This is a genomic window from Pseudomonas sp. 05T35 (assembly GCF_056396605.1).
The window spans coordinates 1-3,434 of sequence record NZ_JBFTLU010000465.1 but is presented as its reverse complement, the minus strand read 5'-3'; the positions used below and the strand labels follow the sequence as shown (position 1 = coordinate 3,434).

The window sequence follows — 3,434 nt, the reverse complement described above, 5'->3', positions numbered from 1 at the left end:
CTTCGTCGGGGCTGCGCTACATCGTCAACCCGCCGGGCGTTACGGCCACGGTGCACCAGCATCTGGACATCGGTCAGGGCGAGGTCGACTGGGAAGCGTTCTTCAGCACCCTGCGCGAGATCAAGTTCGACGGCATCGCCACGGTCTCGGTGTTCGCCTGGGAAGATCGCCCGGACGAGTCCAACCGGATGATGCTGGAGCGGGTCAAAAGCGAACTCTGCCGCTGACGCCTTGCGCAAATCCTGTGGGAGCGAGCCTGCTCGCGATGCAGGCAATGCGGTTTATCAGAGGCACCGCGTTGATCCCATCGCGAGCAGGCTCGCTCCCACAAGGGCCATGCACATCCGGTAGTTATCTATAAGGAAAGCTTCATGCGAATCGGACTTGTCGGTTACGGCCACGGTGGCCGGTTTTTTCATGCGCCGCTGATCAGCAGCTTGCCAGCGGCGACTTTTGTCGGCGTGGTGACGCGTTCCCCCGAGCGCCGTCAGCTATTGGCGACTGAATACCCCCGCGTCCCGGCGTTCGACAACATTGGCCAATTGGTGGAAGCCAGGGTCGATGTGCTGGTGATTTCCACCACACTGGAGGGTCGAGCGGCGCTGGTACTCGAAGCGATTGAACACGGAGTAGCGGTGGTCTGCGACAAACCCTTCGCCGCCGATGCTCAACAGGCCGAAGCACTGGTGACCGCTGCCGAGCAGCGCAAGGTCCCGCTCAGCGTTTATCAAAACCGGCGCTGGGATTCGGACTTCCTTACGGTACGCAAACTCATCGACTCCGGTGCGCTGGGACAAGTCACCCGCTTTGAATCCAGCGTAGAACGCTATTCGCCACAGTCGGTGGGCAAGGGCAGCGGCGGCGGGTTCCTGCGCGATCTGGGCAGTCATCTGGTGGATCAGGCGCTGCAACTGTTCGGGCCGGTGAAACGGGTTTACGCCGAGCTGGACTACCTCAATCAGGAGCAGCTTTTCGACAACGGCTTTTTCCTCTCGCTGACCCATGCCAACGGCGTGATCTCGCACTTGAGCGGCAGTTGCCTGCAAAACAATCCCGGGCCGCGTTTTCGGGTCAACGGCACGGCGGGTTGCTACAGCGTCGACGGTCTGGACGGACAAGAGGCCCTGGCGCTGACCGGGCTGACACCAGCATCCGAAGGTGATCGCTGGGGCGTTGAAGAGCATCGACGCTGGGGCTGGTTCGAGCACGGTGAAGAGCGCGAGCGGGTTCCGTCTGAGCGCGGTTGCTGGAATCAGTTCTATTTACAGCTGCAAACCGCGTTGCAAGGCGCTGGCCCACTGCCGGTCGAGGCCCGTGATGCACTGGCGACCACCCGCATTCTAGACGCCGCACGGCTGAGTTTCGAACGCCGTCAGGTGGTTGAAATGAAGCCTGCGTGTGGGCATGGAATAAAATTAGAATAAAATTCTAAAATGAGTTGATATGGAAATTAAATTCCAATAAAGTCGTTTCCAGGTTGCCGACTATCAACGTCCCGATCGACCTCAAGTCAGCCTTGAGTGCGGGGAGGGCGAAACAAAAACAAGAAACAACGATAGGTACCGTCGATGAAAACCTTCAGCTCTGCTCTGCACGTTTTACGTAGCGCGTTCCTGCCTCGTGTTCAAACCCTTTCCCTTTCCGGTTGCCTTTGCGTTGAACGCAAGGGCGCCTTGGTGTGCTGCATTCCCGGTGCACCGATCGTTCGCTTGCCTACTCACTGAATTCGTCCTGCGCCTTATCCATAAAACCTACAAGAATGTGGAGAAAGACTTTTCATGAAGACCAAGATCCGTTTCGCCTCGCTTGCCCTGTCCCTGATGCTTGCCAGCGGCGCTGCACTCGCTGACCTGAGGATTGGCGTCAGCATGTCCCAGTTCGATGACACCTGGTTGACCTACTTGCGCGAATCCATGGACAAGCAAGCCAAGTCCATGCCCGATGGCGTCAAACTGCAGTTCGAAGACGCCCGCAGCGACGTGGTCAAGCAACTGAGCCAGGTCGAAAGTTTCATCAGCCAGAAAGTCGACGCCATCGTGGTGAATCCGGTGGATACCGCCGCGACCAGAAAAATCACCGAAGCGGCGGTCAAGGCCGGGATTCCGCTGGTCTACGTCAACCGTCGTCCGGATGACCTGAACCTGCCCAAAGGCGTGATTACCGTGGCCTCCAATGATCTGGAAGCCGGCCAGATGCAGATGCAGTACCTCGCCGAAAAAATGAAAGGCAAGGGTGACATCGTGATCCTGCTCGGCGACCTCGCCAACAACTCCACCACCAACCGCACCAAAGGCGTCAAAGAGGTGCTGGCCAAATACCCGGGCATYAAGATCGACCAGGAACAKACCGGTACCTGGTCGCGTGATAAAGGCATGACGCTGGTCAACGACTGGCTGACCCAGGGCCGCAAATTCGACGCCATCGTCTCCAATAACGATGAGATGGCCATCGGCGCGGCCATGGCCTTGAAACAGGCCGGCGTGGAAAAGGGTAGTGTGTTGATCGCCGGTGTCGACGGTACTCCCGACGGCCTGCGCGCCGTGAAGAAAGGCGATCTGGCGGTCTCGGTGTTCCAGGACGCCAATGGCCAGGCTGTCGACTCCATCGACGCCGCCGTGAAGATGGCCAGGAACGAACCGGTCGAGCAAGCCGTGTGGGTGCCGTATCGCTTGATCACTCCGGAAAACGTTGATCAGTTCAAATAGTCAGTCCGTTCAAAAACAACAATAAGCACGCAAGGTGGCATTGCCAACCTTGCTGATGGAGTACCTGATCATGTTCGCTTCAGCGACTGCTTCGAGCATCCCGTTGGTGGGTGTCCAGCCAAACGCCGTACCTGTCGATGAGCCGTACCTGCTGGAGATCGTCAACGTCAGCAAGGGTTTTCCCGGTGTGGTGGCCTTGTCCGATGTCCAGCTGCGGGTGCGTCCGGGTTCGGTGCTGGCGTTGATGGGCGAGAATGGCGCCGGCAAATCCACCCTGATGAAAATCATCGCCGGCATCTATCAGCCGGACGCCGGTGAGCTGCGTCTACGCGGTAAACCGGTGACCTTCGATACACCGCTGGCAGCCTTGCAGGCCGGGATCGCGATGATCCACCAGGAACTCAACCTGATGCCKCACATGAGCRTCGCCGAGAACATCTGGATCGGTCGCGAGCAGCTCAACGGTTTCCACATGATCGACCACCGGGAAATGCACCGCTGCACCGCGCAATTGCTGRAGCGRCTGCGGATCAACCTCGACCCGGAAGAACAGGTCGGCAACTTGAGCATCGCCGAGCGGCAGATGGTCGAGATCGCCAARGCRGTGTCCTACGACTCSGACATCCTGATCATGGACGAACCGACCTCGGCGATTACCGACAAGGAGGTCGCCCACCTGTTCTCGATCATTGCCGACCTCAAGGCCCAGGGTAAGGGCATCATCTATAT

General features: G+C 58.6%; 4 protein-coding genes. All 4 read left to right on the top strand.

Annotation, left to right across the window (positions count from 1 at the left end; genetic code table 11):
• The coding region (locus AC1DH9_RS25390; protein WP_477809006.1) for a TIM barrel protein at positions 1–227 on the top strand (227 nt) is incomplete at its 5' end.
• A gap of 144 nt (positions 228–371) precedes the next feature.
• Positions 372–1,424 (top strand): Gfo/Idh/MocA family protein, encoded by a 1,053-nt coding sequence (locus tag AC1DH9_RS25385; protein ID WP_427536521.1) that lies wholly within the window; start codon positions 372–374, stop codon positions 1,422–1,424.
• A 354-nt stretch (positions 1,425–1,778) separates the two neighbouring features.
• The gene (locus tag AC1DH9_RS25380; RefSeq protein WP_477809005.1) at positions 1,779–2,705 is read left to right on the top strand and encodes a sugar ABC transporter substrate-binding protein; all 927 of its coding nucleotides are present in this window, start codon (positions 1,779–1,781) and stop codon (positions 2,703–2,705) included.
• A 70-nt stretch (positions 2,706–2,775) separates the two neighbouring features.
• A partial coding sequence (locus AC1DH9_RS25375; RefSeq protein WP_477809004.1) for an ATP-binding cassette domain-containing protein occupies positions 2,776–3,434 on the top strand: 659 nt, incomplete at its 3' end.

What these genes read in the sequence shown, in the direction of transcription:
- AC1DH9_RS25385 (WP_427536521.1), top strand. Translation starts at nt 372, where the DNA reads ATGCGAATCGGACTTGTCGGTTACGGCCACGGTGGCCGGTTTTTTCAT.